Annotated in this window: 24 protein-coding genes; 15 read left to right on the top strand and 9 right to left on the bottom strand. The window is 73.7% G+C overall.

Annotated features, from left to right (window positions below):
* The first annotated feature begins 2 nt into the window (after positions 1-2).
* Positions 3-773 (top strand): DNA polymerase beta superfamily protein, encoded by a 771-nt coding sequence (locus ACIQWR_RS34730; protein ID WP_404018022.1) that lies wholly within the window; start codon positions 3-5, stop codon positions 771-773.
* On the opposite strand, the gene ACIQWR_RS34725 is transcribed toward ACIQWR_RS34730, so the two are convergent.
* The 3 genes from ACIQWR_RS34725 to ACIQWR_RS34715 all read right to left on the bottom strand — a co-directional run bounded on the left by ACIQWR_RS34725 (position 762) and on the right by ACIQWR_RS34715 (position 2,463).
* Positions 762-1,457: a DNA polymerase beta superfamily protein gene (locus ACIQWR_RS34725; RefSeq protein ID WP_404018019.1), complete on the bottom strand. Its 696-nt coding sequence runs from the start codon at positions 1,455-1,457 to the stop codon at positions 762-764. The genes ACIQWR_RS34730 and ACIQWR_RS34725 overlap by 12 nt on opposite strands.
* A 49-nt stretch (positions 1,458-1,506) precedes the next feature.
* Entirely contained in the window at positions 1,507-2,013 is a 507-nt protein-coding gene (locus ACIQWR_RS34720) for a Rieske (2Fe-2S) protein (protein WP_404018016.1), read from the bottom strand.
* 108 nt (positions 2,014-2,121) lie between these two features.
* Positions 2,122-2,463: a DUF952 domain-containing protein gene (locus ACIQWR_RS34715; protein WP_399266711.1), complete on the bottom strand. Its 342-nt coding sequence runs from the start codon at positions 2,461-2,463 to the stop codon at positions 2,122-2,124.
* Between the two features lie 143 nt (positions 2,464-2,606).
* Here ACIQWR_RS34715 and ACIQWR_RS34710 point away from each other — a divergent pair, with 143 nt between their 5' ends.
* The 5 genes from ACIQWR_RS34710 to der all read left to right on the top strand — a co-directional run bounded on the left by ACIQWR_RS34710 (position 2,607) and on the right by der (position 7,348).
* The gene (locus ACIQWR_RS34710) at positions 2,607-3,053 is read left to right on the top strand and encodes a YidB family protein (RefSeq protein WP_404018014.1); all 447 of its coding nucleotides are present in this window, start codon (positions 2,607-2,609) and stop codon (positions 3,051-3,053) included.
* A gap of 161 nt (positions 3,054-3,214) precedes the next feature.
* Positions 3,215-4,300, top strand: coding sequence for a prephenate dehydrogenase (locus ACIQWR_RS34705; RefSeq protein ID WP_404018012.1), 1,086 nt, complete (start codon positions 3,215-3,217; stop codon positions 4,298-4,300).
* Between the two features lie 150 nt (positions 4,301-4,450).
* Positions 4,451-5,158, top strand: a complete 708-nt coding sequence (gene cmk, locus ACIQWR_RS34700) for a (d)CMP kinase (RefSeq protein ID WP_404018009.1) — start codon at positions 4,451-4,453, stop codon at positions 5,156-5,158.
* A 56-nt stretch (positions 5,159-5,214) separates the two neighbouring features.
* Positions 5,215-5,802 (top strand): lysophospholipid acyltransferase family protein, encoded by a 588-nt coding sequence (locus ACIQWR_RS34695; protein ID WP_404018105.1) that lies wholly within the window; start codon positions 5,215-5,217, stop codon positions 5,800-5,802.
* A gap of 76 nt (positions 5,803-5,878) precedes the next feature.
* Positions 5,879-7,348, top strand: a complete 1,470-nt coding sequence (der, locus tag ACIQWR_RS34690) for a ribosome biogenesis GTPase Der (protein WP_404018006.1) — start codon at positions 5,879-5,881, stop codon at positions 7,346-7,348.
* Positions 7,349-7,372: 24 nt separating this feature from the next.
* Here der and ACIQWR_RS34685 read toward each other — a convergent pair whose 3' ends face one another.
* Both ACIQWR_RS34685 and ACIQWR_RS34680 read right to left on the bottom strand, forming a co-directional pair.
* A complete protein-coding gene (locus ACIQWR_RS34685) occupies positions 7,373-7,825 on the bottom strand; it encodes a hypothetical protein (RefSeq protein WP_404018003.1) in 453 nt (150 codons plus the stop codon).
* A 232-nt stretch (positions 7,826-8,057) separates the two neighbouring features.
* On the bottom strand, positions 8,058-8,864 hold the full coding sequence (locus tag ACIQWR_RS34680; RefSeq protein ID WP_404018102.1) for a hypothetical protein: 807 nt from the start codon (positions 8,862-8,864) through the stop codon (positions 8,058-8,060).
* 332 nt (positions 8,865-9,196) lie between these two features.
* Here ACIQWR_RS34680 and ACIQWR_RS34675 point away from each other — a divergent pair, with 332 nt between their 5' ends.
* Together ACIQWR_RS34675 and ACIQWR_RS34670 are read left to right on the top strand one after the other, a co-directional pair.
* Positions 9,197-9,865, top strand: a complete 669-nt coding sequence (locus ACIQWR_RS34675; protein ID WP_404018000.1) for a transglycosylase family protein — start codon at positions 9,197-9,199, stop codon at positions 9,863-9,865.
* A gap of 174 nt (positions 9,866-10,039) precedes the next feature.
* Positions 10,040-11,038 carry a helix-turn-helix transcriptional regulator gene (locus ACIQWR_RS34670; protein ID WP_404017997.1) on the top strand — a complete coding sequence of 333 codons (999 nt, stop codon included), beginning with the start codon at positions 10,040-10,042 and terminating at the stop codon, positions 11,036-11,038.
* A gap of 299 nt (positions 11,039-11,337) precedes the next feature.
* Here the strand turns inward: ACIQWR_RS34670 and ACIQWR_RS34665 are convergent, their stop codons facing one another.
* Both ACIQWR_RS34665 and ACIQWR_RS34660 read right to left on the bottom strand, forming a co-directional pair.
* The gene (locus ACIQWR_RS34665; RefSeq protein WP_404017995.1) at positions 11,338-12,384 is read right to left on the bottom strand and encodes a phosphatase PAP2 family protein; all 1,047 of its coding nucleotides are present in this window, start codon (positions 12,382-12,384) and stop codon (positions 11,338-11,340) included.
* A 253-nt stretch (positions 12,385-12,637) separates the two neighbouring features.
* Complete coding sequence (locus tag ACIQWR_RS34660) at positions 12,638-13,834, bottom strand: hypothetical protein (protein WP_404017992.1); 1,197 nt, start codon at positions 13,832-13,834, stop codon at positions 12,638-12,640.
* A 269-nt stretch (positions 13,835-14,103) separates the two neighbouring features.
* Between ACIQWR_RS34660 and ACIQWR_RS34655 the strand changes: the two genes are divergently transcribed.
* Positions 14,104-15,732 carry an MFS transporter gene (locus tag ACIQWR_RS34655; RefSeq protein ID WP_404017989.1) on the top strand — a complete coding sequence of 543 codons (1,629 nt, stop codon included), beginning with the start codon at positions 14,104-14,106 and terminating at the stop codon, positions 15,730-15,732.
* 355 nt (positions 15,733-16,087) lie between these two features.
* Entirely contained in the window at positions 16,088-17,272 is a 1,185-nt protein-coding gene (locus ACIQWR_RS34650; RefSeq protein ID WP_404017986.1) for an acyl-CoA dehydrogenase family protein, read from the top strand.
* 9 nt (positions 17,273-17,281) lie between these two features.
* Here ACIQWR_RS34650 and ACIQWR_RS34645 read toward each other — a convergent pair whose 3' ends face one another.
* Positions 17,282-17,740 (bottom strand): cell division protein SepF, encoded by a 459-nt coding sequence (locus tag ACIQWR_RS34645; protein ID WP_404017983.1) that lies wholly within the window; start codon positions 17,738-17,740, stop codon positions 17,282-17,284.
* A gap of 284 nt (positions 17,741-18,024) precedes the next feature.
* Between ACIQWR_RS34645 and ACIQWR_RS34640 the strand changes: the two genes are divergently transcribed.
* From ACIQWR_RS34640 to ACIQWR_RS34620, 5 genes are all read left to right on the top strand, one after another.
* Positions 18,025-19,383, top strand: coding sequence for a DUF5685 family protein (locus ACIQWR_RS34640; protein ID WP_404017980.1), 1,359 nt, complete (start codon positions 18,025-18,027; stop codon positions 19,381-19,383).
* Between the two features lie 95 nt (positions 19,384-19,478).
* A complete protein-coding gene (locus ACIQWR_RS34635) occupies positions 19,479-20,303 on the top strand; it encodes a DUF1684 domain-containing protein (RefSeq protein WP_404017978.1) in 825 nt (274 codons plus the stop codon).
* Positions 20,304-20,391: 88 nt separating this feature from the next.
* On the top strand, positions 20,392-21,324 hold the full coding sequence (locus ACIQWR_RS34630) for a S1 family peptidase (RefSeq protein WP_404017975.1): 933 nt from the start codon (positions 20,392-20,394) through the stop codon (positions 21,322-21,324).
* Positions 21,325-21,419: 95 nt separating this feature from the next.
* Positions 21,420-21,899: a hypothetical protein gene (locus ACIQWR_RS34625; protein ID WP_399266729.1), complete on the top strand. Its 480-nt coding sequence runs from the start codon at positions 21,420-21,422 to the stop codon at positions 21,897-21,899.
* Between the two features lie 115 nt (positions 21,900-22,014).
* Entirely contained in the window at positions 22,015-22,485 is a 471-nt protein-coding gene (locus tag ACIQWR_RS34620) for a hypothetical protein (protein ID WP_404017972.1), read from the top strand.
* 112 nt (positions 22,486-22,597) lie between these two features.
* Here the strand turns inward: ACIQWR_RS34620 and ACIQWR_RS34615 are convergent, their stop codons facing one another.
* Positions 22,598-23,497, bottom strand: a complete 900-nt coding sequence (locus ACIQWR_RS34615) for a DUF4231 domain-containing protein (protein WP_404017969.1) — start codon at positions 23,495-23,497, stop codon at positions 22,598-22,600.
* Positions 23,498-23,585: the final 88 nt, after the last annotated feature.

Genomic DNA, 23,585 nt, shown 5'->3' with positions numbered 1-23,585 from the left:
CCGTGCTGGACACGTCGAACGCCGACCTCGCGCCCGTCGTGGCCGAGCAGCCCGACCCGCTGCTCTTCGCCACGGTCTCGGGCGCCCACCTGTACGGATTCCCCTCCCGCGACTCGGACGTCGACCTGCGCGGCGTCCACCTGCTGGCGCCCGAGGCGCTCTTCGGGCTCGGCGCGCCGGAGGAGACCCGGACCCGGATGTGGGACCGCGACGGGACCGAGATGGACCTGGTCACCCACGACCTGCGCAAGTTCGTCCGGCTGATGCTGCGGCCCAACGGGTACGTGCTGGAACAGCTGCTCTCGCCCCTGGTGGTCCACACGACGCCCGCCCACGAGGAGCTGGTCTCCCTCGCGCCGGGCGTGCTGACCTCCCACCACGCCCACCACTACCGCGGCTTCGCCACCACGCAGTGGCGGCTCTTCGAGAAGAACGGGGAGCTCAAGCCGCTGCTCTACGCCTTCCGGGCGCTGCTGACCGGCATCGCCCTGATGCGCGGCGGCGGGGTGCAGGCGAACCTGCCGGTGCTCGTGGCCGAGGTGGCCGGGGCGCCCGGGTACCTGCCGGACCTGATCGCGGCCAAGGTCGCGGCCGAACACGGGCCGTACGCGGGAGCGGACCGGGCGATCCTGCTCGGCGACTTCACGGCGCTGCACGGCGTGCTGGACGAGGCGCAGGCGGCCAGTGCGCTGCCGACGGAGCCGGTCGCCTACGAGGCGCTGGACGACTTCGTGGTGCGTACGCGCACCGGGTTCCCGGGGTCAGCCGGCTGAGGCGCGGCGGGTGCGGACGAGGAAGTCCTCGATGCGGGGGAGGTCCGGGTCGGCGGGGAGCGGGGAGGTGGCGAGGGCCGCGTCGGACTCCGCCTCCAGGCGGGACATCCGGGCCTCGACCTCGGCCCACGGGACCTCGCCGCGCTTGACGGCGAGCAGGCCCTCCCGCCGCTCGCCGACGTCGATCGACAGCTCGCCGGTGCGCAGCAGGTCCCGGCAGGACTCCAGCAGGCGCAGCAGGTGCATCGCGTGCTTCCAGCGCGGGGCGCCGTGCACGCGCACGTCCGTCCGCAGCTTGGCGCGCTGCGAGGCCGCATAGCGGCTGAAGGTGGTGTGGGCGTGCCGGGACAGGAACGCCCCGCGGAGCGAGAGGAGTTCCTCGCCCACCGGGGTCAGCCGTTCCACCAGCGGGGAGTGCAGGCACTCCAGGATGTTGGGGTTGGCGCGCAGGGCCAGGGCGCAGAAGCGCTCCAGCTCCCAGGAGAACTCCTCCTCCCGGGGCCCCTCCACATGCGTCGGCGGCTTCTCGAACCGCCAGTACAGCGGGGTCGGGGCGAGGTAGACACCGCGCCGGTCGGTGTCGCTCGCGCCCGTCGCCAGACCGAACGCCCGCGACCCCATCACGCAGGCGTAGACCGTGTGCTCGCGCACCAGCGTCAGCGCCCCCTCGTCGTGCTCGTCCATCGACGCAGCGTAGGCGGGTGGCGGCCCGCCCCGCGAAGGGATATCGCCGTCAGGCGAGGGAGATCTCGCCCGCCGCGGACACCACGATCTTCTTCTCCGCCAGCGGGCGGGTGGCCGGACCGTGGGCCACGGCCCCGTCCGCGACCTGGAACTTGCTGCCGTGGCACGGGCAGTCGATGGTGCCGTTCTCCACCTTGGACACGATGCAGCCCTGGTGGGTGCAGACGGCCGTGAAGCAGCGGTAGGAGCCGGCCGTGGGCTGGGTGACCACGAGCTTCTCGTCCTTGAGGACCGTGCCCCCGCCCACCGGTACCGCCGCGGCCTTCAGCAGGGCCTTGCCGGTCGCCCCGCCCTCGGCCGGGGACGACGCGGGGGCCGGGGGCGCCGCCGAGGCACCGTCGGGCTGGCTGGGGGCGGCGGAGGGCGGCGTGGCGGCGCCGGCGCCGTTGGTCTGCTTCTCGTCACCGCCGCCGCACGCCGTGAGCGCGCCGCCCGCCAGGGCCACCGCCCCTGCCGCCAGTACCGTGCGCCGGGCGGTGCGCGTGGGCTCGCTCATGACATCTCCTTGCTGGGGTGGTCGGTGGGGCAGCAGCATCCTGGCGCGTCGCGGGCTCCGTGAGAAGCCTGCCGCGCCGCCGTCCGCCGCCCCGCCGCACCGGCCCCGTCAGTGGCCGGGCGCCGGCGGAGCCAGTTCCGCCGGGCGCCCCGGTGTCCGTACGACCTCCCACACGCGGACCACCGCGTCCCGGTTCAACGGGCCGTGGACGTGCGGGTAGCGGCCGCCGGATTCACCCTCCCGGCGGACCGGCGAGGTCAGGGCCGCCTCGTCGAGTTCGAGCGCGAGCAGCGGCCCGGGCACGGCCGCGTAGTGCGCGTCCGCGATGGCGAGCGCGGTGGCGGCGTCACCCGAACAGTGCACGAAGCCCTCCGAGTCGAGCGAGGGCGGGGCGTACGGGCGCTCGGGCGCGGCGGACCAGTCGGCGAGGGCGACGATGTGGAAGATCATGCCGCTCGTTCTACCGCAGGACGCGGGGCCGGACGCCGCCCAGTGGCGGGCCCGTCCGGTTCGGGTGACATTGGCCGTGTTCTCGATGCTGCCGGGCGGGCCCAGTGCCGTGCGCCCCGGCTCCCTCTTCGAAAGGCATGACGATGGCGGGTAACGACCTCGGCTCCCTGCTCGGCGGTCTCCTCGGCGGCGGTGGCGGGAGCGGCGGCCAGGGCGGCGGCGCGGGCAACATCCTCGGCGCCCTGCTCAGCGCGCTCGGCGGCGCCGGCGGCGGTGGCGGCGCCCAGGCGGCCGGCGGCGGCAACAACCCGCTCGGCGGGCTGCTGGACATGCTGACCAAGTCCGGCCTCGTCGACCAGGCCCAGTCCTGGGTCGGTACGGGCGACAACCAGGCGGTCAGCGGCGCCCAGATCGCCGAGGCCCTGCCGGACGAGGCCCTGCAGCAGGCCGCCCAGCAGGCCGGCGTCAGCCCGCAGGAGGCGGCCGACCAGATCGCCCAGGCGCTGCCCCAGGCCGTCGACAAGCTGAGCCCGCAGGGCACCCTGCCCACCGGCTCGCTGGAGGACATCATCAAGCAGCAGAACCTCTGAGCCACTGAGCCACTGAGCCACTGATCCACCGGCCGCCGCGGCCGGGGCCCGGCGGACCGTCCTTCGGGACGGACCGCCGGGCCCCCGCGCGTACCGGCTGACTACGCTGGGACCGCGCGGCGCACCGCCCGCCCGATCGTGATCCATTCGAGGAGCCCCCAGTGAGAACCGCCGCCGTCATCGGAACCGGACTGATCGGCACCTCCGCGGCCCTCGCCCTGACCGCCCGCGGGATCACCGTCCACCTCAGCGACCACGACCCGGCCCAGGCCCGCACCGCCGCCTCCTTCGGTGCCGGCACGGACGAACCCGCCGAGGGCAGGGTCGACCTCGTGATCGTCGCCGTACCGCCCGCGCACGTGGCCGCGACCGTGGCCGACGCGATCCGGCGCGGGCTGGGACGGGCCTACGTGGACGTGGCCAGCGTCAAGGGCGGGCCGAGGCGCGAGCTGGAGGCCCTGGGCGCCGACCTGAGCGCGTACATCGGCACGCACCCGATGGCCGGGAAGGAGCGCTCCGGACCGCTCGCCGGCACGGCCGACCTGTTCGAGGGACGGCCCTGGGTGCTGACGCCGACCCGGGACACCGACCACGAGGTGCTGAACCTGGCGCTGGAGCTGGTCGCGCTCTGCCGGGCCGTGCCCGTCGTGATGGACGCCGACGCCCACGACCGGGCCGTCGCGCTGGTCTCGCACACCCCGCAGCTGGTCTCCAGCATGGTCGCGGCCCGGCTGGAGCAGGCCGACGAGAGCGCCGTGCGGCTGTGCGGGCAGGGCATCCGCGACGTCACCCGGATCGCCGCCTCCGACCCGCGGATGTGGGTGGAGATCCTCTCCGCCAACCCCGGGCCGGTCGCCGACGTGCTCACCGGGATCGCCGCCGACCTGGAGGAGACCGTGCAGGCGCTGCGCGGACTCCAGTCCGCGGACGAGGAGAAGCGGCGCGGCGGCGCGGACGACATCGAGGACGTGCTGCGCCGCGGGAACGCGGGCCGGGTGCGCGTCCCGGGCAAGCACGGCTCCGCACCGACCGTGTACGAGACCGTGACCGTGCTGATCAGCGACCAGCCGGGCGAGCTGGCCCGGATCTTCGCCGACGCCGGTCGGGCCGGGGTCAACATCGAGGACGTACGGATCGAGCACGCCAACGGGCAGCAGGCGGGCCTGGTCCAGCTCAGCGTGGACCCCCGGGCCGCCGCGGGACTCACGGCCGAGCTGCGCGAGCGGGGCTGGGCCCTGCGCCAGTAGGGCGCCCGGCGGCCTCCCGGCCCTCCCGGCGCCCCTTCCGGCGGCCCCCGGAACCGACCGGCGCCGGGTACCCCGCCGAGTCGGTAACCTTAAGGAGGGGCGTTTTCGCGCGCCCGGACACGTACGCGCAACCAGGAAGGTGCTCGCCCCGTGGAAACCGCCGCTCAGTCCGCCGTGATCGTCGCCATCGACGGTCCCTCCGGCACGGGCAAGTCCAGCACCTCCAAGGCCGTCGCCGCCAAGCTCGGGCTGCGGTACCTGGACACCGGTGCGCAGTACCGGGCCATCACCTGGTGGATGATCACCAACGGCATCGACCTCGACGACCCGCAGGCCATCGCGCTCGCCGCCGGCAAGCCCGCCATCGTCTCCGGTACGGACCCCGCCGCGCCCACCATCAGCGTGGACGGCCTCGACGCCGCCGGGCCGATCCGCACCCAGGAGGTCACCTCCAAGGTCAGTGCGGTCAGCGCGGTGCCCGAGGTGCGCACCCTGATCACCGACCTCCAGCGCGTCATCGCCGCCGAAGCGGCGCGGACGGCCGCCGGGATCGTCGTCGAAGGCCGGGACATCGGCACCACCGTCCTGCCCGACGCCGACCTCAAGGTCTTCCTCACCGCGTCGGCCGAGGCGCGCGCCGCCCGCCGCAGCGGTGAGCTGAAGGGCGCCCACGCCCAGAACCTCGCGGCCACGAAGGCGGCGCTGATCAAGCGCGACGCGGCCGACTCCGGCCGCAAGACCTCCCCGCTGGCCAAGGCCGCGGACGCGGTCGAGGTCGACACCACGGAACTCACCCTCGACCAGGTCATCGAGTGCGTCGTGACCCTCGTGGAGGACAAGAGGGCGGCCGGCCAGTGAGCGAAACGCCCTCCCTCAAGGGTGCGGCGGTCGGCCGGCGGATCGGGATCGGGCTCATGTACGGGCTCTGGAAGCCCCGTGTGCTCGGCGCGTGGAAGGTACCGGCCTCCGGGCCGCTCATCCTGGCCGTCAACCACTCCCACAACGTCGACGGGCCCATGGTCATGGGCACCGCGCCGCGGCCCGTGCACTTCCTGATCAAGAAGGAAGCGTTCATCGGCCCGCTCGGCCCCTTCCTGGAAGGGATCGGGCAGGTCAAGGTCGACCGCTCCGGTGTCGACCGGGAGGCCGTCACCCGCGCCCTGGGCGTCCTCGGTGACGGCGGGGTCCTCGGAATCTTCCCCGAGGGCACCCGAGGCGAAGGCGACTTCGCCTCGCTGCGCGCCGGCCTCGCCTACTTCGCGGTCCGCGGCGGAGCGCCCATAGTGCCCGTCGCGGTGCTCGGCAGCACCGAGCGCCGTGGCAGGCTGGTCAAGGGACTGCCGCCCTTCAAGGGTCGGGTCGACGTCGTCTTCGGCGACGCCTTCGACGCGGGCGACGGCAGTGGCCGCCGCACCCGCACGGCGCTCGACGCGGCCACCGTACGCATCCAGGACCGGCTGACCCGCCACCTGGCCGACGCCAAGCGGCTCACCGGCCGCTAGGCGAGACTTGAACTCAGTAGTGGACCCGCGCGCTGCGGGTGCCACCGATCACCACGAACGACGAGGAACGGACTTCATGAACGACCAGCACGACCACGGAGCACTCGGAGACGCCGAGTACGCGGAGTTCATGGAGCTCGCCGCGGAAGAAGGCTTCGACATCGAGGACGTCGAAGGCGCGATCGAGGAGGCGGGCGCGGGCCCGCTCCCCGTCCTCGCCGTCGTCGGCCGCCCGAACGTCGGCAAGTCGACCCTGGTGAACCGCATCATCGGCCGCCGCGAAGCGGTGGTCGAGGACAAGCCGGGCGTCACCCGCGACCGCGTCTCGTACGACGCCGAATGGGCCGGCCGCCGGTTCAAGGTCATGGACACCGGCGGCTGGGAGCAGGACGTCCTCGGCATCGACGCGTCCGTCGCCGCCCAGGCCGAGTACGCGATCGAGACCGCCGACGCGGTCGTCTTCGTCGTGGACGCCAAGGTCGGCGCCACCGACACCGACGAGGCCGTCGTCCGGCTGCTGCGCAAGGCGGGCAAGCCCGTCGTGCTCTGCGCCAACAAGGTGGACGGCCAGAGCGGCGAAGCCGACGCGACCGCGCTGTGGTCGCTCGGCCTCGGCATGCCGCACCCGGTCTCCTCGCTGCACGGCCGCGGTACGGGCGACATGCTCGACGCCGTCCTGGAGGCCCTGCCCGAGGCCCCGCCGCAGACCTTCGGCGCCGCGGCCCCCGGCGGCCCGCGCCGGATCGCCCTCATCGGCCGTCCGAACGTCGGCAAGTCCTCGCTCCTGAACAAGGTCGCGAAGGAGGACCGGGTCGTCGTCAACGAGATGGCCGGCACCACCCGCGACCCGGTCGACGAGCTGATCGTGCTCGGCGGCATCACCTGGAAGTTCGTGGACACCGCGGGCATCCGCAAGAAGGTGCACCTCCAGCAGGGCGCCGACTACTACGCCTCCCTGCGCACGGCCGCCGCCGTCGAGAAGGCCGAGGTCGCGGTCATCCTGATCGACACGACCGAGAACATCAGCGTCCAGGACCAGCGCATCATCACCATGGCCGTCGAGGCCGGGCGCGCCATCGTCATCGCCTACAACAAGTGGGACGAGCTGGACGAGGAGCGCCGCTACTACCTGGAGCGCGAGATCGAGACCGAGATGCAGCAGGTCTCCTGGGCCCCGCGCGTCAACGTCTCCGCCCTCACCGGCCGCCACATGGACAAGCTGGTCCCGGCGATCGAGACCGCCCTGGAGGGCTGGGAGACGCGCGTCCCGACGGGCCGCCTGAACGCGTTCCTCGGCGAGATCGTCGCCGCCCACCCGCACCCGGTGCGCGGCGGCAAGCAGCCCCGCATCCTCTTCGGCACCCAGGCGGGCACCAAGCCGCCGCGCTTCGTCCTCTTCGCCTCGGGCTTCCTGGAGGCCGGCTACCGGCGCTTCATCGAGCGCCGCCTGCGCGAGGAGTTCGGCTTCGAGGGCACCCCGATCCACCTCTCGGTGCGGGTGCGCGAGAAGCGCGGCTTCAACAAGAGCAAGAGCAACAAGCAGTAGTCGCACCCAGCGGGTGCACCGGGGTCAGTAGCCCCGGCGCGGAGCGGGCGGCAGGGCCGCCGGGATGTGCTGCATCCCGGTCTGGTGCTGCCGCCCGTTGCCGTATCCGGGGGCGGTGCCCGCGGTGGCGTAGCCCTGGGTGCCCTGGCCGGCGTAGGAGGGCTGGGGGACGTAGGAGGGTTGGGGCGCGTACGAGGGCTGCCACGGGTCGGTCTGCCACGCGGAACCGTTCCAGCCGCTCGTGCTGGTCTGACCGCTGCTGTACGCGCCCGGGTACCCGGTGGTGGCCAGCGCGCCGCCGGGAGCGGCCGGGGCCGTGCCGAAGGCCGTGAAACCGAGATCCTCCTCGCCGCTGCGGTCGCCGGGCAGGGCCCGGAAGGAGCGCAGGTACTCCGAGTACAGGGCGTCGAAGATCGGGGTGGGCGAGGGGGTGTGCGGCGCGGCGTGCGCCCCCTCCCGCGTCCATGCGGGGCGCATCGGGGGGATGGGGCTCGAATAGGACGGGGCGCGGGAGGGATCGTATGAATGCACGTATCTGCCAACGAAACCGGCGCCCTGCGGATGCGGGGCGCCGGGGAGAAATCGCAGATCGCCGGGGGTGTGCGGGACGGACCGCGCACCCCCGGCGCACGCCATCGCCCGGCCCCCGCCCCGGACGGGTCCGGGGCCGGGACCGGACGAGGGCAGTCCGGTGGGGGTGGGGCGGGGCTCAGGTGCCCGCGAGCGGCATGGAGGCCGCCACGAGCTTGCCGCCCGCCGCGGCCTTGTCGAGCGCGTCGCGCAGCAGGTCCTCGCGGGGCTGCTGGCCGATCGAGCCGACGGGGGCGGCGTAGACGAGCACGCGCTGGGTCTTGTTGACGGCGGCGCGCCAGCCGTCGGTGACCGAGAGCGCCTTGTGGGCCTGCCACCAGGAGGTGGGGGCGCCGCCGTCGATGCCGGGCTGGAGCACGGCGTGCAGCAGGCCCGCGGCGAGCAGCACCGACCAGCCGGACAGCTGCGAGGGCAGCGTGGAGGTGTCGGTGACCGGGATGAAGCCCTGCTCGATGAGGAGGGGCAGGAAGTCGTCGCCGGGGCCGTCGGTGCCGGGGCGGGCGATCGGCGCGGTCGGCTCGACCACGAGCGCGGGGTGCAGCTCGCCGCCGATCAGGACCAGCCCGCTGGTGATGCCGAGGACGGCCTGGCCGCCCGGTACGGCCTGGGGGACGTCGGGGGCGGCGAACGCGTCGCCGGGGCCCTCGGCGGACGGGTCGGTGCCGGTGATGCTGCGGACGGCGCCCTGGAGCTGGTCCTCGGAGACGTTGACCACCTGCGAGGGGATGCACAGTGCGTGGGCGAAGGCGAGGACCGCGGTCTCCTCGCCGACGAACAGCACGGTGCTGGTCTGCTCGCGCTCCGAGTCCCCCGGGGTGCGGCACGAGGTGCAGTCGTAACTGCTCGGGGCCTGGTCACCGGCGAGCAGCCGGTTGGCTTCTTCGTCGCCGATCTCGGCGCGTACGTCATCACTGACCTCGAGCATGCGCGGCACGGAGTGACTCCTCGGACTACGACGGACCGGTGGGCCGTTCCGTCTCGGCGTGCGGGACCGGGCGGTTCCCGGCTCGCCGGGATCAACGGGAGAGTGACGGCCGGGGTCACGCCGGATGAGGGAACGGATTCGAACCTGACCCCCGGACGAGTGAATGGGCTGAACGGAGCGTTGCTTTCATGCCAACTCTTTTCCCTTTGTGCTCAGTTGACGGCGTGGAATGCGCGGTTCGCGGGGGCGGGGTGATCGGCCTTCCGGGTGGCCGCGGGTGGGCGGCCGCGTGGCGGGGCGGGGACGCGAGGGGGGCTGCGTAGCGTGATCAGATGCCCACATTCCGGATCCGGGCGGCCGTGTTGGTGGCTGCCGCGCTGGTGTTCGTACCGTCGGCGGCGTCGCGCGGCTACGCGTCGGCCCCACCACCGCCCGCGCCCGGGCCCGCCGGGGTCCATGCCGCCGGTGCGCCGGGGAGGATCGGGAAGGGGGCCGGGGACTGCGGGCCCGGCGGTCAGTGGCCGTGGGACTGCGTGGCCGACTGCGAGAGCACGGGCCGCTGGAACGTCAACACCGGCAACGGCTTCTACGGGGGGCTCCAGTTCTGGCAGCCCACCTGGGAGGAGCACGGCGGGCTCGGCTACGCGCCGCGCGCGGACCTGGCGGCGCGGGATCAGCAGATCCGGGTGGCGGAGGACGTCCTGGGCACGCAGGGGTGGGAGGCGTGGCCGGTCTGCTCGAAGCGGTACGGGTTGGCGGGGCGGATGCACGTGGTGCGGGGCGGGGACTCGTTGGACTCGATCGCCCGGCGGCATCGGGTGCGGGGTGGGTGGCGGGTGCTGTACGAGGCGAACCGGGGGGTGATCGGGGCCCGGCCGGAGCTCCTGGTGGTGGGCACGCTCCTGGCCCTCCCCCCGTCGACCCCGGCCCCGGCCAAGCCGCCGGCCGCGGCCCCCGCCCCCGCAGCGCCTACGCCTACGCCTGCGCCGCGCGTTCGCTGACGGTGCCTCCGGCGGCGCCTCAATCGCCGGCGGGGCTGAGGGTGGCAGGCCGATTCAGCCCGTCCGGCTGGTGTGGGTGGGGCCAATTCAGCCTGCCCGGCGTTTGAGGGCCCGCCGGAGGCCACAGGGGCTGAGGGCCCCGGAGGGTGCATTGGCGCTGGCAGACTCGGGGGCATGCTGGAGACTTCCGCTCGGTTGTTGCGCCTGTTGTCCCTGTTGCAGGCGCACCGGGAATGGACCGGGTCCGCCCTCGCGGAGCGGCTCGGGGTGACCCCCAGGACCGTACGGCGCGACGTGGACCGCCTCCGCGAGCTGGGGTACCCGGTCAACGCCAGTCCCGGCACCGGCGGCGGCTACCAGCTCGGCGCCGGCGCCGAGCTGCCCCCGCTGCTGCTCGACGACGACGAGGCCGTGGCGGTCGCGATCGGGCTGCGGACCGCCGCCGGGAACGGCGTCGAAGGCATCGGGGAGGCCTCCGTGCGCGCCCTGGCCAAGCTGGAGCAAGTGCTGCCGGCGCGGCTGCGGCGCAGGATCTCGGCCCTCAACGCCTTCACCGTGCCGATGCTGCGCGGCCCGGACCGCGCCACCGTGGACCCCTCCGTGCTGGCCGAGCTGGCGGCCCTGTGCCGGGACGGCGAACGGCTGCGCTTCGGCTACCGGGACCACGCCGGCGCGAGCACCCGCCGGACCGTGGAGCCGCACCGCCTGGTGTGCACCGAGCGCCGCTGGTACCTGGTCGCCTGGGACCTGGAGCGCGCCGCCTGGCGCACCTTCCGCGCGGACCGGATCGAGCCGAGGCCCCCGCACGGCCCCCGGTTCACCCCGCGCCCGCCACCGGCCGAGGACCTGGCGGCGTACGTCTCCGAGGGCGTCTCCCACCGCGGGTACGCGGCCCGGGCCGTGGTGCGGCTGCGGCTGCCGGCCGAGGAGGCGGCGCGGACCATCGGACCCTCGGACGGGGTGCTGGAGCCACTGGACGCGCACAGCTGCCTGCTGCGCACCGGAGCGGTCAGCCCGGACGTGTTGGTGATTCACCTCATGCTGCTCGGCTGCGAGTTCGAGGTCGTGGAGCCTCCCGAGCTCATCGCGCGGATCAGGGCGGCGCGGGACCTGCTCGGGCGCGCCGTGGGGCCGGCGGACGGGGCGGACTCCCCACGCGTGGAGAAAAGGTGAAGGTGCGTCGGGCAATGCGGAGACGGAATTCCGGGGGTCCGGACAGGAATGGGAATGAGCCTTCGCGCCGGGCGTGTCGAGGGCCGGTAAACAATTGCCGCGAGGAACTCGGCAGGCGGAACGACTGTCGGCAATCCGTGACACAAGCGTGACCCGGTTTGGACGAACACCTGGGCGTTCGGCTGACGCACGACTGCCGCGGTCCGGAGGATGATCCGGCTCGCGGCAGTCGGGTGGAGCGTGGAACGGGGCTCGGGCGGGATCGGGTCGTGCGTACCGTGCTCCCGCCCGGCGCAGGGTCAGCCGCCGGCCACCGGGCGGGCCGCCGGGTTGCGCCCGGTGCGGTCGCGCTCGGTGTGCGGCGGGCGACGGCTGCCCGCCGGGGTCACCGGGGTCCGCTCCGAGCGGATGACGTGCGGCCGGGCGGCCACGTGCGGGGCCGCCGTACGGGCCGCGGTGGCGTGCCCGGCGCCCGCGGGCACCGCGGCGGGCTCCTCGGGCACCGGAAGCGCCTCGGCCGCCCGCTGGACGAACACCTTGGCCTGGGCGGACAGCGGGGCGACGGGCAGCGCGGCCGCGCCGCTCTGGCGGCGCAGGCGCCAGGCGACGCGCTGCTCCATGATGAAGGCCTCGGTCCGGGCGATGAAGGGCTCGAACCACGGCAGGGCGAGCAGCACCAGCAGACCGGCGGCCCAGCCGAGCAGCACGTCGCTGACCCAGTGCGTACCGAGGTAGACGGTGGTGGCGCCGACGCTGAGCGCGACGATCGCGGAGGCCGTCGACAGCACCCGCCGGGTGACTCCGGTGGAGGCCAGGTAGGCCAGGATCCCCCAGGTCACAACGGCGTTGGCGGTGTGGCCGGAAGGAAATATATCGCCGCCGCCGAACATCTCGGCCGAGCCGATCTGGGTCGCGTAGTGCGGGCCGAGCCGGCCGAGGCCGAGCTTCACCGAGCCCACGGTCACGTTGAGCGCGAGCAGGGCCACGCCGAGCGTGATCAGCGGGCGCAGGGTGTGCTGGCGCCAGCAGCGCCAGCCGAGCCAGGCCATGACCATCATCGAGGTGGGGCCGCGCTGGCCCAGCACCACGAGGTAGTCGAGGAAGGCGTGCACCTGCGGCCACTGCTCGTACGGCCGGAAGAACATCAGCTGCCAGTCGAGCCGCACCAGCCACGAGGTGGTCAGTACGCCGATCACGATCGCCAGGTAGAACACGAGCGTCGCGCCGAAGAGCACGACACGGTGCCGGCTCATCTGCGGCACTTGCAGATGAGCCGGTCGTTCGGGTTCCCGGTCGAGGCGGGCGAAGACCCGCTCCAGACGGGTGAAAATTTGGTCAGTACGCACCCAATCGACGTTACCGCGCGCCGATGGGCCGCCCGGTCGAATCCCGGGCTTTGTGATGACCATGTGATGTGGAGTTGGTCTCGTTCGGGTCTTTATTCCCCGGAATGCGGCAATGTCCTGAGGCGTGACTGCCGGAACGTGATCCACATGTGTCCTGAATAAGGTGACACACTTATCGGGATTTTATGGGGCCGGGAGCAATTACTTTGCACAAAGATGGATCGGAATTCCCCCTTCCGTTAGCCGGCTCCCGTTACGGCGGACCCGACCCGTTCAGCCACCAGGCGCCGTAGACCGCCGAGGCCAGGGCCAGCGCCCCCACCGCCGCGGCCACCCACCCGGTCCGCCGGCGCGCCAGGGCCACCGCGACCGGCAGCAGCAGCGGGAAGGCCGGCAGCAGCAGCCGGGGCTTGGAGCCGAAGTACCCCGAGGCACACAGGGCCAGGGCCACCACGATCCCGCCGTAGACCAGCAGCGCCACGGGCTGCCGCTGCCGCACGCACGCCGCGCACAGCCACAGCACCAGCGCGACCCCCGCGAGCAGCCCCAGGCCCGCCAGCACCCCGGGCGCCGTGGCCGAGCCCAGTCGGCCCCCGATGAAACGCGCGAAGGCCCAGCCGCCGTCGAAGCCGTTGCCCCAGCCTGCCTGCACGTCCAGGTAGCCGAAGAGCCCGCGCCCGGTGTGCGCGCCGACCCACAGGACGTAGGCCGCCGCCCCCAGCGGGGCCAGCGCCGCCCCGACCGCCGTCCGCCAGGTGCCCCCGCCGCGCCGCCGGGCCAGTACGGCCGCCACCCAGACCGCCGCGACCACCGCCGCCCCGACCGGCCGGGTCAGCCCCGCCAGCGCGGCCAGCGCGCCCGCCCACACCCAGTTGCCGCGCAGCACCCCGTACAGGGCCCAGGCGGCCAGCGCCGTGAAGAGGGCCTCGCTGTAGGCCATGGACTGCACGATCCCGACCGGCAGCGCGGCCCAGATCGCCACCGCCAGCACCCCGGCCCGGCGCCCGTACAGCAGGTCGACGACCGCGAAGATCCCCCAGGCCGCGGCCAGGGACGCCGTCCACGCCACCACCAGCCCCGCATCGCCGTACGCCAGGCCGGTCGGCGCCGCCACCGCCCGCTCCAGCCACGGCAGCAGCGGGAAGAAGGCGAGGTTCGAGTGGACGTCGCCGTTGGCCAGCACCACCTCGTACCCGTAGCCCTCGCCCGCGACCCGCGCGTACCAGAGGGAGTCCCAGCGGGCGGAGAGCAGCGTGTGCGCGCTGCTGCCCGCGGCCAGCCCCCACAGCCAGAGCGCGAGCAGACCCAGCGCCCGTACCGCGGCGAAGGCGGCGAGCGCGGGCGCGACCCGGCGCGGGGTCGGGGCCGGCGCGGGGTCGGGGGTGGGCTGCGGCGGCCGGTTCGCGGGGTGCGGCGGCGCGGGCGGGGCGGGTGGGGCGTGATCGTTCACGGGATCGATTATCGGGGCCGGCGCGGCGAACCACGGCCCGTGACCTGGCGTGTACGCCGGTGGGGGAGGGGGAAGGGGGGAGCTGCGCCGTGACGCAGCGCACCGCGGAGACGTGACCGGGATGAGAGCTTGGCCACGTCGGCGCTGGCTCGAACTCGCGTACGCTGTCCGTTCACTCGCGCGTCGATGCCGGACCCCCTCGGCCGCCGCCAACCGCGGCCGTCGGACGTTGGTCCGCCGAGGCGAGGGCTCATCTGGGAGGTAGATGCATGTCGGGGACGAACACCCTCCGGCAGCGGATCGGCGCGCTCGCGGGAGGCGCCAACCGCTGGGCCGTACTGGCCGTCCTCTGCATCAGCCTGCTCCTCGTCGCGCTCGACGCGACGATCCTGCACGTCGCCGTCCCCTCGGTCACCGAGGACCTGCGCCCCGGCGCGATCGAGCTGCTGTGGATCGTCGACGCCTACCCGCTGGTCTGCGCCTCGCTGCTGATCCTCTTCGGCACCCTCGGGGACCGGGTCGGCCGCCGTCGGATCCTGCTGATCGGCTACGGGCTCTTCGGCGTGGCCTCGGTGATCGCCGCCCTCGCCGACAACGCCCAGCTGCTCATCGCCGCGCGCGCCCTGCTCGGCATCGGTGGCGCGATGATCATGCCCGCCACCCTGTCGATCCTGCGCACGGTCTTCCCCGACCGCCGCGAGCGGGCCCTCGCGATAGGGATCTGGACCGCGGTCGCCGCCGTCGGCGCGGCGAGCGGCCCCGTCATCGGGGGCTTCCTCGTCCAGCACTTCTGGTGGGGCTCCGTCTTCCTGATCAACATCCCGCTGATGGCGCTGATCCTGCCCCTGGGGCGGTGGCTGCTGCCCGAGTCCAAGGGGGCCAACGACGGGCCCTGGGACGTGCTCGGTGCGCTGATGGCCGCCGGGGGCGTGCTCGGCACGGTGCTCGGGGTCAAGCGCGCGGGCGCCGACCGGACCTTCCTGGAGGTCGGGGCGGTGGTCCCGGTGCTGATCGGCGCCATCCTGCTGGTGTTGTTCGTCCGCCGGCAGAAGCGGCGCGAGCACCCGCTGATCGACATCGGGATGTTCTCCAGGGTGGCCTTCTCCACCTCCGTGGCCTGCATCGTGCTCGCCATGCTGGCGCTGGTCGGCCTGGAGCTGATCGCCGTCCAGTACCTCCAGCTGGTGCTGCACCTGAGCCCGCTGGAGACGGGGCTGCGGCTGCTGCCGCTCACCTTCGCGGCGATGGCGGCGGGCGCCACCGGCTCGTACACCCTCCAGCGGGTCGGCCCGCGCGCGATGGTCTCGCTGGGCTTCACGCTCACCGCGTGCGCCGTGCTGCTGCTGACGCTGATGGGCCTGGACGACCGGCCCTGGCTGCTCACCTTCGGCTTCGTGCTGCTCGGCTTCGGACTGCAGACCACGCTCTTCGCGGCGTACGAGTCCATGCTGAGCGAGGCCCCGGCCAGCAAGGCGGGGGGCGCGGCGGCGATCGGCGAGACCTCCTACCAGCTGGGTGCGGGGATGGGCATCGCGCTGCTCGGCAGTGTCATGAACGCGGCCTACATCCCCGGGCTGCGGGAGGTTCCCGGGGTCTCGGCGGTGGATTCCGGGCGGGCCTCGAACTCGCTCGGCGAGGCGTACCAGATCGCGCGGAGCCTTGGCGGGCCGGCGGGGGAGTCGCTCTACTCGGCGGCCCGGCACTCCTTCGTGCACGGGCTGCACGTGACGTTGCTGGTGAGTGCGGTGCTGTTGTTCGCGGGGGCGGCGATGGCGTTGAAGTTGCCGCGGGGGCTGGAGGGTGAGCCGGGTCCTGCCGAGCCGGTGCGGATCCCCGGGCAGTCGGGGCCGCCCTGCCCGGACCCGGTCGCCGGGCCCTCCGCCCAGCGCTCCTCCTGACCCTGCGCCTCGCCTCAATCGCCGGCGGGGCTGGGAGTGGCGGGGCTCCGCCCCGGGCCGGCGGGCTGGGATGGCCGGCCAGATTCAGCCTGCCCGGCGATTGAGGGCCCGCCGGAGGCCTCGGGGCTCCGCCCCGGACCCCGCGCCTCAAACGCCGGCGGGGCTGGAGTGGCCGGGCTCCGCGCCTCAAGCGCCGGCGGGGCTGGAGTGGCCGGGCTCCGCGCCTCAAGCGCCGGCGGGGCTGGGAGTGGCGGGGCTCCGCCCCGGGCCTGGAGGGGCGGGGGTGGACCGCGGGGGTGAACGGTGGCTAACTTGCAGCGCTAGGTTTTGTTTCCAGGCCCGCCGGGAGGCCCTCGTGTCCGCGTCGAAAACGCCGTTCGTCCCCACCGACCCCCTCGGGCTCGACGAGCTGCTGAGCCCCGAGGACCTCGCGGTGCGGGACACCGTACGGAACTGGGCCGCCGACCGCGTGCTGCCGTACGTCGCCGATTGGTACGAGAAGGGCGAGCTGCCCGGGATCCGGGAGCTGGCCCGCGAGCTCGGCGGGATCGGCGCGCTCGGCATGTCCTTGACCGGGTACGGCTGCGCGGGCGCCAGCGCCGTCCAGTACGGGCTGGCCTGCCTGGAGCTGGAGGCCGCCGACTCGGGGATCCGCTCCCTCGTCTCCGTACAGGGATCGCTCGCCATGTACGCGATCTGGAAGTACGGCTCCGAGGAGCAGAAGCAGCGCTGGCTGCCCGGCATGGCCGCCGGTGAGCTGATCGGCTGCTTCGGGCTGACCGAGCCGGACGTGGGCTCGGACCCCGCCGCGATGCGCACCCACGCCAAGCGCGACGGCGGCGACTGGGTGCTGAACGGGCGCAAGATGTGGATCACCAACGGCTCGGTCGCGGCCGTCGCCGTGGTCTGGGCGCAGACCGACGAGGGGATCCGCGGCTTCGTCGTACCCACCGGCACCCCGGGGTTCTCGGCGCCCGAGATCAAGCACAAGTGGTCGCTGCGCGCCTCGGTGACCAGCGAGCTGGTCATGGACGACGTACGACTGCCCGCGGACGCGGTGCTGCCCGACGTCATCGGCCTGCGCGGCCCGCTCGGCTGCCTCAGCCACGCGCGGTACGGGATCGTCTGGGGGTCCATGGGGGCGGCGCGCGCCAGCTTCGAGTCGGCCCTCGGCTACGCGAAGACGCGCGAGCAGTTCGGGAAGCCGATCGGTGGCTTCCAGCTCACCCAGGCCAAGCTCGCGGACATGGCCCTGGAGCTGCACAAGGGCATCCTGCTCGCCCACCACCTCGGGCGCCGCATGGACGCGGGCACCCTGCGGCCGGAGCAGATCAGCTTCGGCAAGCTCAACAACGTCCGCGAGGCGATCGAGATCTGCCGCACCGCGCGGACCGTCCTCGGCGCGAACGGGATCTCCCTGGAGTACCCCGTCATGCGGCACGCCACCAACCTCGAATCGGTGCTCACCTACGAGGGCACCGTCGAGATGCACCAGCTGGTCCTGGGCAAGGCACTCACCGGCCTCGACGCCTTCCGGTGAGCGCCCTGCTCAGCTCTGGTTGAAGAAGTCGCGCGTGCGTCCGCCGGACTCGCCGCTGACGATCTGGGTGTCGGCCGGGGTCAGCAGGAAGACCCTGGTCGCCACCCGCTCGATCGAGCCGCGCAGGCCGAAGGTCAGGCCGGCCGCGAAGTCGACCACGCGCTTCGCGTCGCCCGGGTCCATCGAGGACAGGTTCACGATCACGGGCACGCCCTCGCGGAACAGCTCGCCGATGCCCCGCGCGTCGCGGAAGCCGTCGGGGGTCACCGTGGCGATCCGCCGGCCGTGCTCGACGGCCGACTCGGACGCCACCTGGACCCGCGGGTCGGTGACCCACTGCTCGCGCTCCGCACCGCCCGTGTGGTTGCTCTGCGCCGCGGCCTCCGCGTACTCGTCGTCGTAGTACCGCTCGTCACCGCTGTCCTCAACGAGACCCAGCCAGGCACTCGCCTTGCGTACCGAACCCATGGACGCCTCCTTTCACCGGGGGTCTGTCTGTCATCTTCTCCGCGTCCCTATGGTCGACCATGATGCTGACAACGCGCCAAGTGGATAGTCGCCGCGCAGGGGTTTCGTGACGGTACTGGTGCAGAACATCCGGTGCGCGGCCAAGGTTCCCGGCGCTTACCGCTGCTGACTGAGTGAAAATACGACCGCTGCATCCGTCCGGGTGACCGCAGGGGACGTACGGGTGAAGGACCCGGCTCGGTACGATGCCCCGCACGCACGCGCTTGACACACGGGGGAACCACTTGTTCGGCATCGTCAGACCCTGCACGCACCGGCTCGGGGACCGGTTCAAGACGGAATGGATGGCCCATCTCTGCGGACTGTGCCTGGCACTTCGCGGGGACCACGGTCAGTTCGCGCGGGTGGTGACCAACTACGACGGGCTGCTCGTATCCGTTCTGACGGAGGCTCAGTCCGGACCGGCTCCGGGCTCCCGGCGCACGGCGGGCCCCTGCCCGCTGCGCGGGATGCGCACCGCGCCGGTGGCCAACGGCGAGGGCGCGCGGCTCGCCGCCGCCGTCTCCCTGGTGCTCGCCTCGGCGAAGGTGCGGGACCACGTGGCCGACCGGGACGGCCTGTTGGCGCGCGCTCCGCTGGCCGCCGCCGCGCGCACCGTGGCCCGGCGCTGGGATCGGGCCGGCGCGCGCACGGGGGCCTCGCTCGGCTTCGACACCGCGGTGCTCGTGGACGCGGTGGACCGGCAGGGCGACATCGAGGCGCTGGCCGGGCTCGGCACTCCGGTGCTGCGGGTGACCGAGCCGACCGAGACCGCCACGGCCGCCGCCTTCGCCCATACCGCGACCCTGGCCGGTCGGCCAGGCAACGCCCCCGCGCTCGCGGAGGCGGGCCGCTACTTCGGTCGGCTCGCGCACCTGCTGGACGCGGTGGAGGACCAGGCCGCCGACGCCGTGGCCGGGGCCTGGAACCCGCTGACGGCCACCGGGACCTCGCTGGTCGAGGCCCGGCGGCTGTGCGACGACGCGCTGAGCGGGATACGGCTGTCCCTGCGGGAGGTCGAGTTCGTGGACGCGGGGCTCGCGCACCGGCTGCTGGTGCACGAGCTGCGGACCTCGGTGGACCGCGCCTTCGGCACGAGCTCCTGCGGGCACGCGGGCGCCGCCGCCGGCCACGCGCACGGCCAGGGGCAGGGTCACGGCCAGGGCCAGGGCCAGGGCCAGGGCTTCGGCGCGGCGCCGCCCGGTTGGGACGCGGGGAGCGGGGGCCCGTACGGCGGCGGCCCCCAGGGCGGGAACCCGTACGGCAACCCCTACGGGCCGACGGCTCCCGGTGGCCCCGCGGCGCCCCCGCCGATGGGCCCGGGCGGGCCCGGGGGCGGCTGGGGCGGCGGTCCGGGCGGCTTCGGCGGCCTGCCGCCGCAGAAGCCGCGACGCGGGCTGCTGGCGGGCTGCGCGGTGGCCATCGGGCTCTTCTGCACCTGCCAGCTGTGCTGCACCGAACACGAGGGTCCTTGGTCCCGCGAGAAGCGGGACGCGTGGTGCGACGACTGCGATTGCAGCGGCTGCGACTGCGGGTGCTGCGGTGACGGCGGCTGCTGCGACGGGTGCGACTGCTGCGACTGCGGGTGCGACTGCGGCTGCTGAGAGCGCCCTTGAGACAACGTCAGGGCAGGTCCGTACGGCGTACCTTGTAACGCCGGTGACACCGACCGGCGGCCGCGGTGTGGAAATGTGACCGCATGGTCTCTGACGCAACGGACGCGGCCGACGCCGTCACCGCCTGGGAGCGCTGGCACGCGCACCGGGTGGACACGGTGTCCGGCCCCTACGGCCCCCTGGCCCTCACCGGCACGCACTGGCTCGCCGACTACCCGGAGGGTCGAATTCCGGACGTTCCCGGGCGGTGGCGCGAGACGGACGCCGGAGTCCTCCTCGTCTCGGGCCCCGGCGACGGGCCGACCCTCGACGGCGAAGCCTTCACCGGCGAGGCGGTGCTCGGCGCCGACGACGGCCCGCCGTCGGCCTCCCGGGCCGCCGCGGGCGAGGTCCGGCTGGTGGTGATCCGGCGCGAGGGGGCGTGGGCGGTCCGCGGCTACGACCCGGACGCCCCGGCCCGCAGCGCCTTCAAGACGATCGAAGCCACCCCCTACGACCCGGCGTACGTGCTCCCCGGGCGCTTCCGTGCCTACGACGAGGACCGGACCGTACAGGTCGAGAACGCCGACGGGCGCGCCCGCGGGCTCGGCCTCGGCGGCGAGCTGGCCTTCGACTTCCGGGGCGCCCCGCACGCCCTCCAGGTCGCCGTGGACGAGGACGACGGCAGCCTGTGGGCCGTCTTCGGCGATGCCACCGGCGGGCGGAGCAGCTACCGCTTCCGGTTCCTGCGCCCCGGGGTCCCGGCGGCCGACGGTTCGATCACGGTCGACCTGAACCGGGCGCTGCTGCCTCCCTGCGCCTTCGCGGACCACTTCATCTGCCCGTTCCCGCCGCCCGGGAACACCCTGCCCTTCGAGGTCGCCGCAGGTGAACGGCGGCTGGAATCAGCCCTTGCTACCGGTATCTGACGCCACCACACTCCCGGTCAGTGCTTGTCAGGTGCACGGCCAGGCCCCCCAGTCCGCCGCGCCCCGATTCCCTCCGGGAGGACGAGAAATGAGCTTCAAGCACATCCCCCACACCCCCATCCCCGCAGCGACCCGCGGGCGCGCCCACGCCCGCACCCGACTCGCGGTGCTCGCCGCGGGCCTCGCCGCCGTCGCCGCCTTCACCGTCCCCGCGACGGCCAGCGCCAGCTCCGATGCCGACTCCGGTGGCCTGAGCGCGGACCGGCTCGCCGCCGTCGGCGCCGCCGTCCAGCGCGCCGACGTCGCGGGCACCGCCTGGTACACCGACCCCGCCACCGGCACCCTCGTGGTGAGCGCCGACTCCACCGTCTCCGCCACCGACCTCGCCAGAATCAAACGCGAGGCCGGGACGGACGCCGGGGCCCTGCGCGTGGAGCGCACCTCCGGCAGGCTCAGCAAACTGCTCTCGGGCGGCGACGCCATCTACGCGTCGAGCTGGCGCTGCTCCCTGGGCTTCAACGTCCGCAGCGGGAGCACCTACTACGCGCTCACCGCCGGGCACTGCACGGACGGCGCCGGCACCTGGTGGACCAGCACCTCGCACACCACCACCGTCGGCAGCACGGTCGGCTCCAGCTTCCCGGGCAACGACTACGGGCTCATCAAGTACGCGAGCAACTCGCCGGTGCCGCCCGGCACCGTCGGCAGCCAGGACATCACCAGCGCGGCCAACGCCACCGTCGGCATGTCCGTGACCCGGCGCGGCTCCACCACCGGCATCCACAGCGGCACGGTGCAGGCCCTCAACGCCACCGTCAACTACGGCGGCGGCGACATCGTCTCCGGCCTGATCCGCACCAACGTCTGCGCCGAACCCGGCGACAGCGGCGGCCCGCTCTACTCCGGCACCCGGGCCATCGGCCTGACCTCCGGCGGCAGCGGCAACTGCTCCAGCGGCGGCACCACGTTCTTCCAACCGGTGACCGAGGCCCTCTCCGCCTACGGGGTCAGCGTCTACTGACCGCGCGCCCCCGTGCACACCCTGGACGTCCCCCCGCCTTCTGGGAGGATGTCGTGGACGTCCAGGGTTCGGCCGTCCACGGGGGAGGCTCGGGTATGAAACGCATCGGGGTGACCGGCCACCGGTCCCTTCCCGACGAGGTGATCGCCCACGTCGAGGACGGGCTGCGGGCCGTGCTCGACGGCCACGACGGCCCGCTGGAGGCGCTGTCCAGCCTCGCGGAGGGAGCGGACCAGCTCTTCGCCGACATCGCGCTCCAGTGCGGGGCCGACCTCACGGTGGTGATCCCCAGCGCCGACTACGAGGCCACCTTCGGCGGCGGCGCGCCGCTCGCCGGCTTCCACCGGCTGCGCGGACTGGCCGCGCAGGAGGTCCGGCTCGACTTCGCCCGTTCCACCGACGAGGCGTACTACGCGGCGGGCACCTTCATCGCCGACAGCTGCGACCGGCTCGTCGCCGTCTGGGACGGGCTCCCGGCCCGCGGGCACGGCGGCACCGGCGAGATCGTCGCCTACGCACGGGCGCTCGGCAAGCCCGTCACCGTGCTGTGGCGGGCGGGCGTCGTACGGGACTGATCCCGCCGCCCCGGGGAAGCCGCGTGACGGTCGCGCAGCCGCGTCGTGGGGGGCTTCCGAGGGTGCTCCGGATCGGTCACCATGGACGTCCGTCGGCGATCCGGGGAGGGCACGGATGAGCGAGGGCGCGGAGGTTCCGGACGGGCGACCCGAGGAGGTCGGACCCGCACCGTGGCTGGCGCTGGCCTGTCTGGTCGGGCTGATCCTCTCCTACGTCGTGCTGACGCACTTCACCGGAGAGCTGCGGACGGCGCTGTGGGGCGAGCCCGGGACCGTGACCGCGGTCGACTGCCGGACCTATGACAACACCGTGGCCAACGCGGGCACGTCGACGTCCTGTTCGGGCGCCTTCGCCCCGGACGAGGGCGGCCCGTCGATCGAGGTCCCCGTCGACGGCGACGTCGACGCGCAACCCGTCCGTGCGTGGCTGGTGGACGGTGCGTCCGGCACCGCGTACGTCTCACCGACGGGGTGGGCGGGAGTGTTCCCGGTGGGGCTGTCCCTCCTGCTGACGGGTCTCCCGGTGGCGGTGACGGTGAACCATCTGCGCCGCGCCCGCGCACGGCGCCAGAGGGTCACCGGGTAGGCCGTCTCTTTCGGATCTTGCCGGGCCCGCGACGTCCGGCAGCACGGCCATGCACGGCACCGGACGCCGTGGGCTCGACCGACAAGATCCGAAAGAGACGGCCCGGCCCGCCTCAACTGCTGTGACGGGCAAGCCAGTCCGTGTGCTGCGGCGAGACGTAGCGCTCGGTCTCGTAGACCGCGGACGGCCACTGCGTCTCCGTGATCGTGGTCTGCATCACCACCATCATCGCGGACAGGTCCTGCTCGATCAGGGTGTGCGCCTCGATCAGCGGATGGTGGCGGCGCACCTCGTTCCAGGCGATCCCGGCCGCCGCGGCGGCGCTCAGCAGCGCCGTCAGCTGCGTCCCCGGACCCGACCCGAAGGCCCCGAGCAGCGCGAACAGCAGCGCCACGCAGGTCAGCAGCACGATCGACCACGACCACACCGCCGTGGCCCGCCGCGACACCTCCGTCTTGCGCTGGTACCACTTGCGCTGCTCGATCAGCCGGTCCCGCACGTACGTCTCGCGCCGCACCTGATAGCCGAGGCCCCGCAGCCGGTGCATCGCCCCGGTGATCTCCCCGCCCTCGGGCAGCATCCCGGCGGCGCGCGGATCCTCCCATCCCATCTTGCGCAACTCGTCCAGACCCGCCTCCAGTCGGGTCCCGTACACCTGCGCCACGCCCGACACGTCGCTGCCGAAGGGCGCCCCGTGGACGGCGTACCGCCAGGCCAGCGACTTGATGAACTCCGCCGCGCTGCGGTTGAGCTGCCACTGCGGGCGGGCCCGGCGCCGGGTGGCGCGCATCCCGACGGCGAGCACCCCCGCGTACGCCAGCGCGCTGAGCATCCCGAACAGGTGCAGCGACCCGATCCGGGCGGCCGAGGACGGCAGCGCCCCGGCCGCCGCGGCCGTCACGAGCAGCAGCAGCTGCGCGCGGGTGGCCTGCGTGGACTCCCGCTGCCGGGAGATAGCCGCCTGGTCGGTGTGGTGGAAGAGGGCCGGCAGGTCTTCGTTTCGAAAGGTCATGCTGTCGGTCACAGCGAACCCCCCAGTCTGCTGTCCAGTGGTGCGCGGTGCGGCCGCCGGGACCTGCCCGGTCCCCGGCGGCCGCCCC

Source organism: Streptomyces sp. NPDC098789 (assembly GCF_044759975.1).
In the GTDB taxonomy this organism is placed as follows: domain Bacteria; phylum Actinomycetota; class Actinomycetes; order Streptomycetales; family Streptomycetaceae; genus Streptomyces.
Note: the sequence above shows the minus strand (reverse complement) of the source record. Positions and strands in the feature narration are given on the sequence as shown.

Bases quoted from the DNA above. Each gene is read 5' to 3' on its own strand.
- ACIQWR_RS34725 (WP_404018019.1), bottom strand. From the start codon at position 1,457: ATGGACGAGCACGACGAGGGGGCGCTGACGCTGGTGCGCGAGCACACG.
- ACIQWR_RS34720 (WP_404018016.1), bottom strand. From the start codon at position 2,013: ATGAGCGAGCCCACGCGCACCGCCCGGCGCACGGTACTGGCGGCAGGG.
- ACIQWR_RS34715 (WP_399266711.1), bottom strand. From the start codon at position 2,463: ATGATCTTCCACATCGTCGCCCTCGCCGACTGGTCCGCCGCGCCCGAG.
- ACIQWR_RS34710 (WP_404018014.1), top strand. From the start codon at position 2,607: ATGGCGGGTAACGACCTCGGCTCCCTGCTCGGCGGTCTCCTCGGCGGC.
- ACIQWR_RS34695 (WP_404018105.1), top strand. From the start codon at position 5,215: ATGTACGGGCTCTGGAAGCCCCGTGTGCTCGGCGCGTGGAAGGTACCG.
- der (WP_404018006.1), top strand. From the start codon at position 5,879: ATGAACGACCAGCACGACCACGGAGCACTCGGAGACGCCGAGTACGCG.
- ACIQWR_RS34685 (WP_404018003.1), bottom strand. From the start codon at position 7,825: ATGCGCCCCGCATGGACGCGGGAGGGGGCGCACGCCGCGCCGCACACC.
- ACIQWR_RS34680 (WP_404018102.1), bottom strand. From the start codon at position 8,864: ATGCTCGAGGTCAGTGATGACGTACGCGCCGAGATCGGCGACGAAGAA.
- ACIQWR_RS34675 (WP_404018000.1), top strand. From the start codon at position 9,197: ATGCCCACATTCCGGATCCGGGCGGCCGTGTTGGTGGCTGCCGCGCTG.
- ACIQWR_RS34670 (WP_404017997.1), top strand. From the start codon at position 10,040: ATGCTGGAGACTTCCGCTCGGTTGTTGCGCCTGTTGTCCCTGTTGCAG.
- ACIQWR_RS34655 (WP_404017989.1), top strand. From the start codon at position 14,104: ATGTCGGGGACGAACACCCTCCGGCAGCGGATCGGCGCGCTCGCGGGA.
- ACIQWR_RS34645 (WP_404017983.1), bottom strand. From the start codon at position 17,740: ATGGGTTCGGTACGCAAGGCGAGTGCCTGGCTGGGTCTCGTTGAGGAC.
- ACIQWR_RS34635 (WP_404017978.1), top strand. From the start codon at position 19,479: ATGGTCTCTGACGCAACGGACGCGGCCGACGCCGTCACCGCCTGGGAG.
- ACIQWR_RS34630 (WP_404017975.1), top strand. From the start codon at position 20,392: ATGAGCTTCAAGCACATCCCCCACACCCCCATCCCCGCAGCGACCCGC.
- ACIQWR_RS34625 (WP_399266729.1), top strand. From the start codon at position 21,420: ATGAAACGCATCGGGGTGACCGGCCACCGGTCCCTTCCCGACGAGGTG.
- ACIQWR_RS34620 (WP_404017972.1), top strand. From the start codon at position 22,015: ATGAGCGAGGGCGCGGAGGTTCCGGACGGGCGACCCGAGGAGGTCGGA.
- ACIQWR_RS34615 (WP_404017969.1), bottom strand. From the start codon at position 23,497: ATGACCTTTCGAAACGAAGACCTGCCGGCCCTCTTCCACCACACCGAC.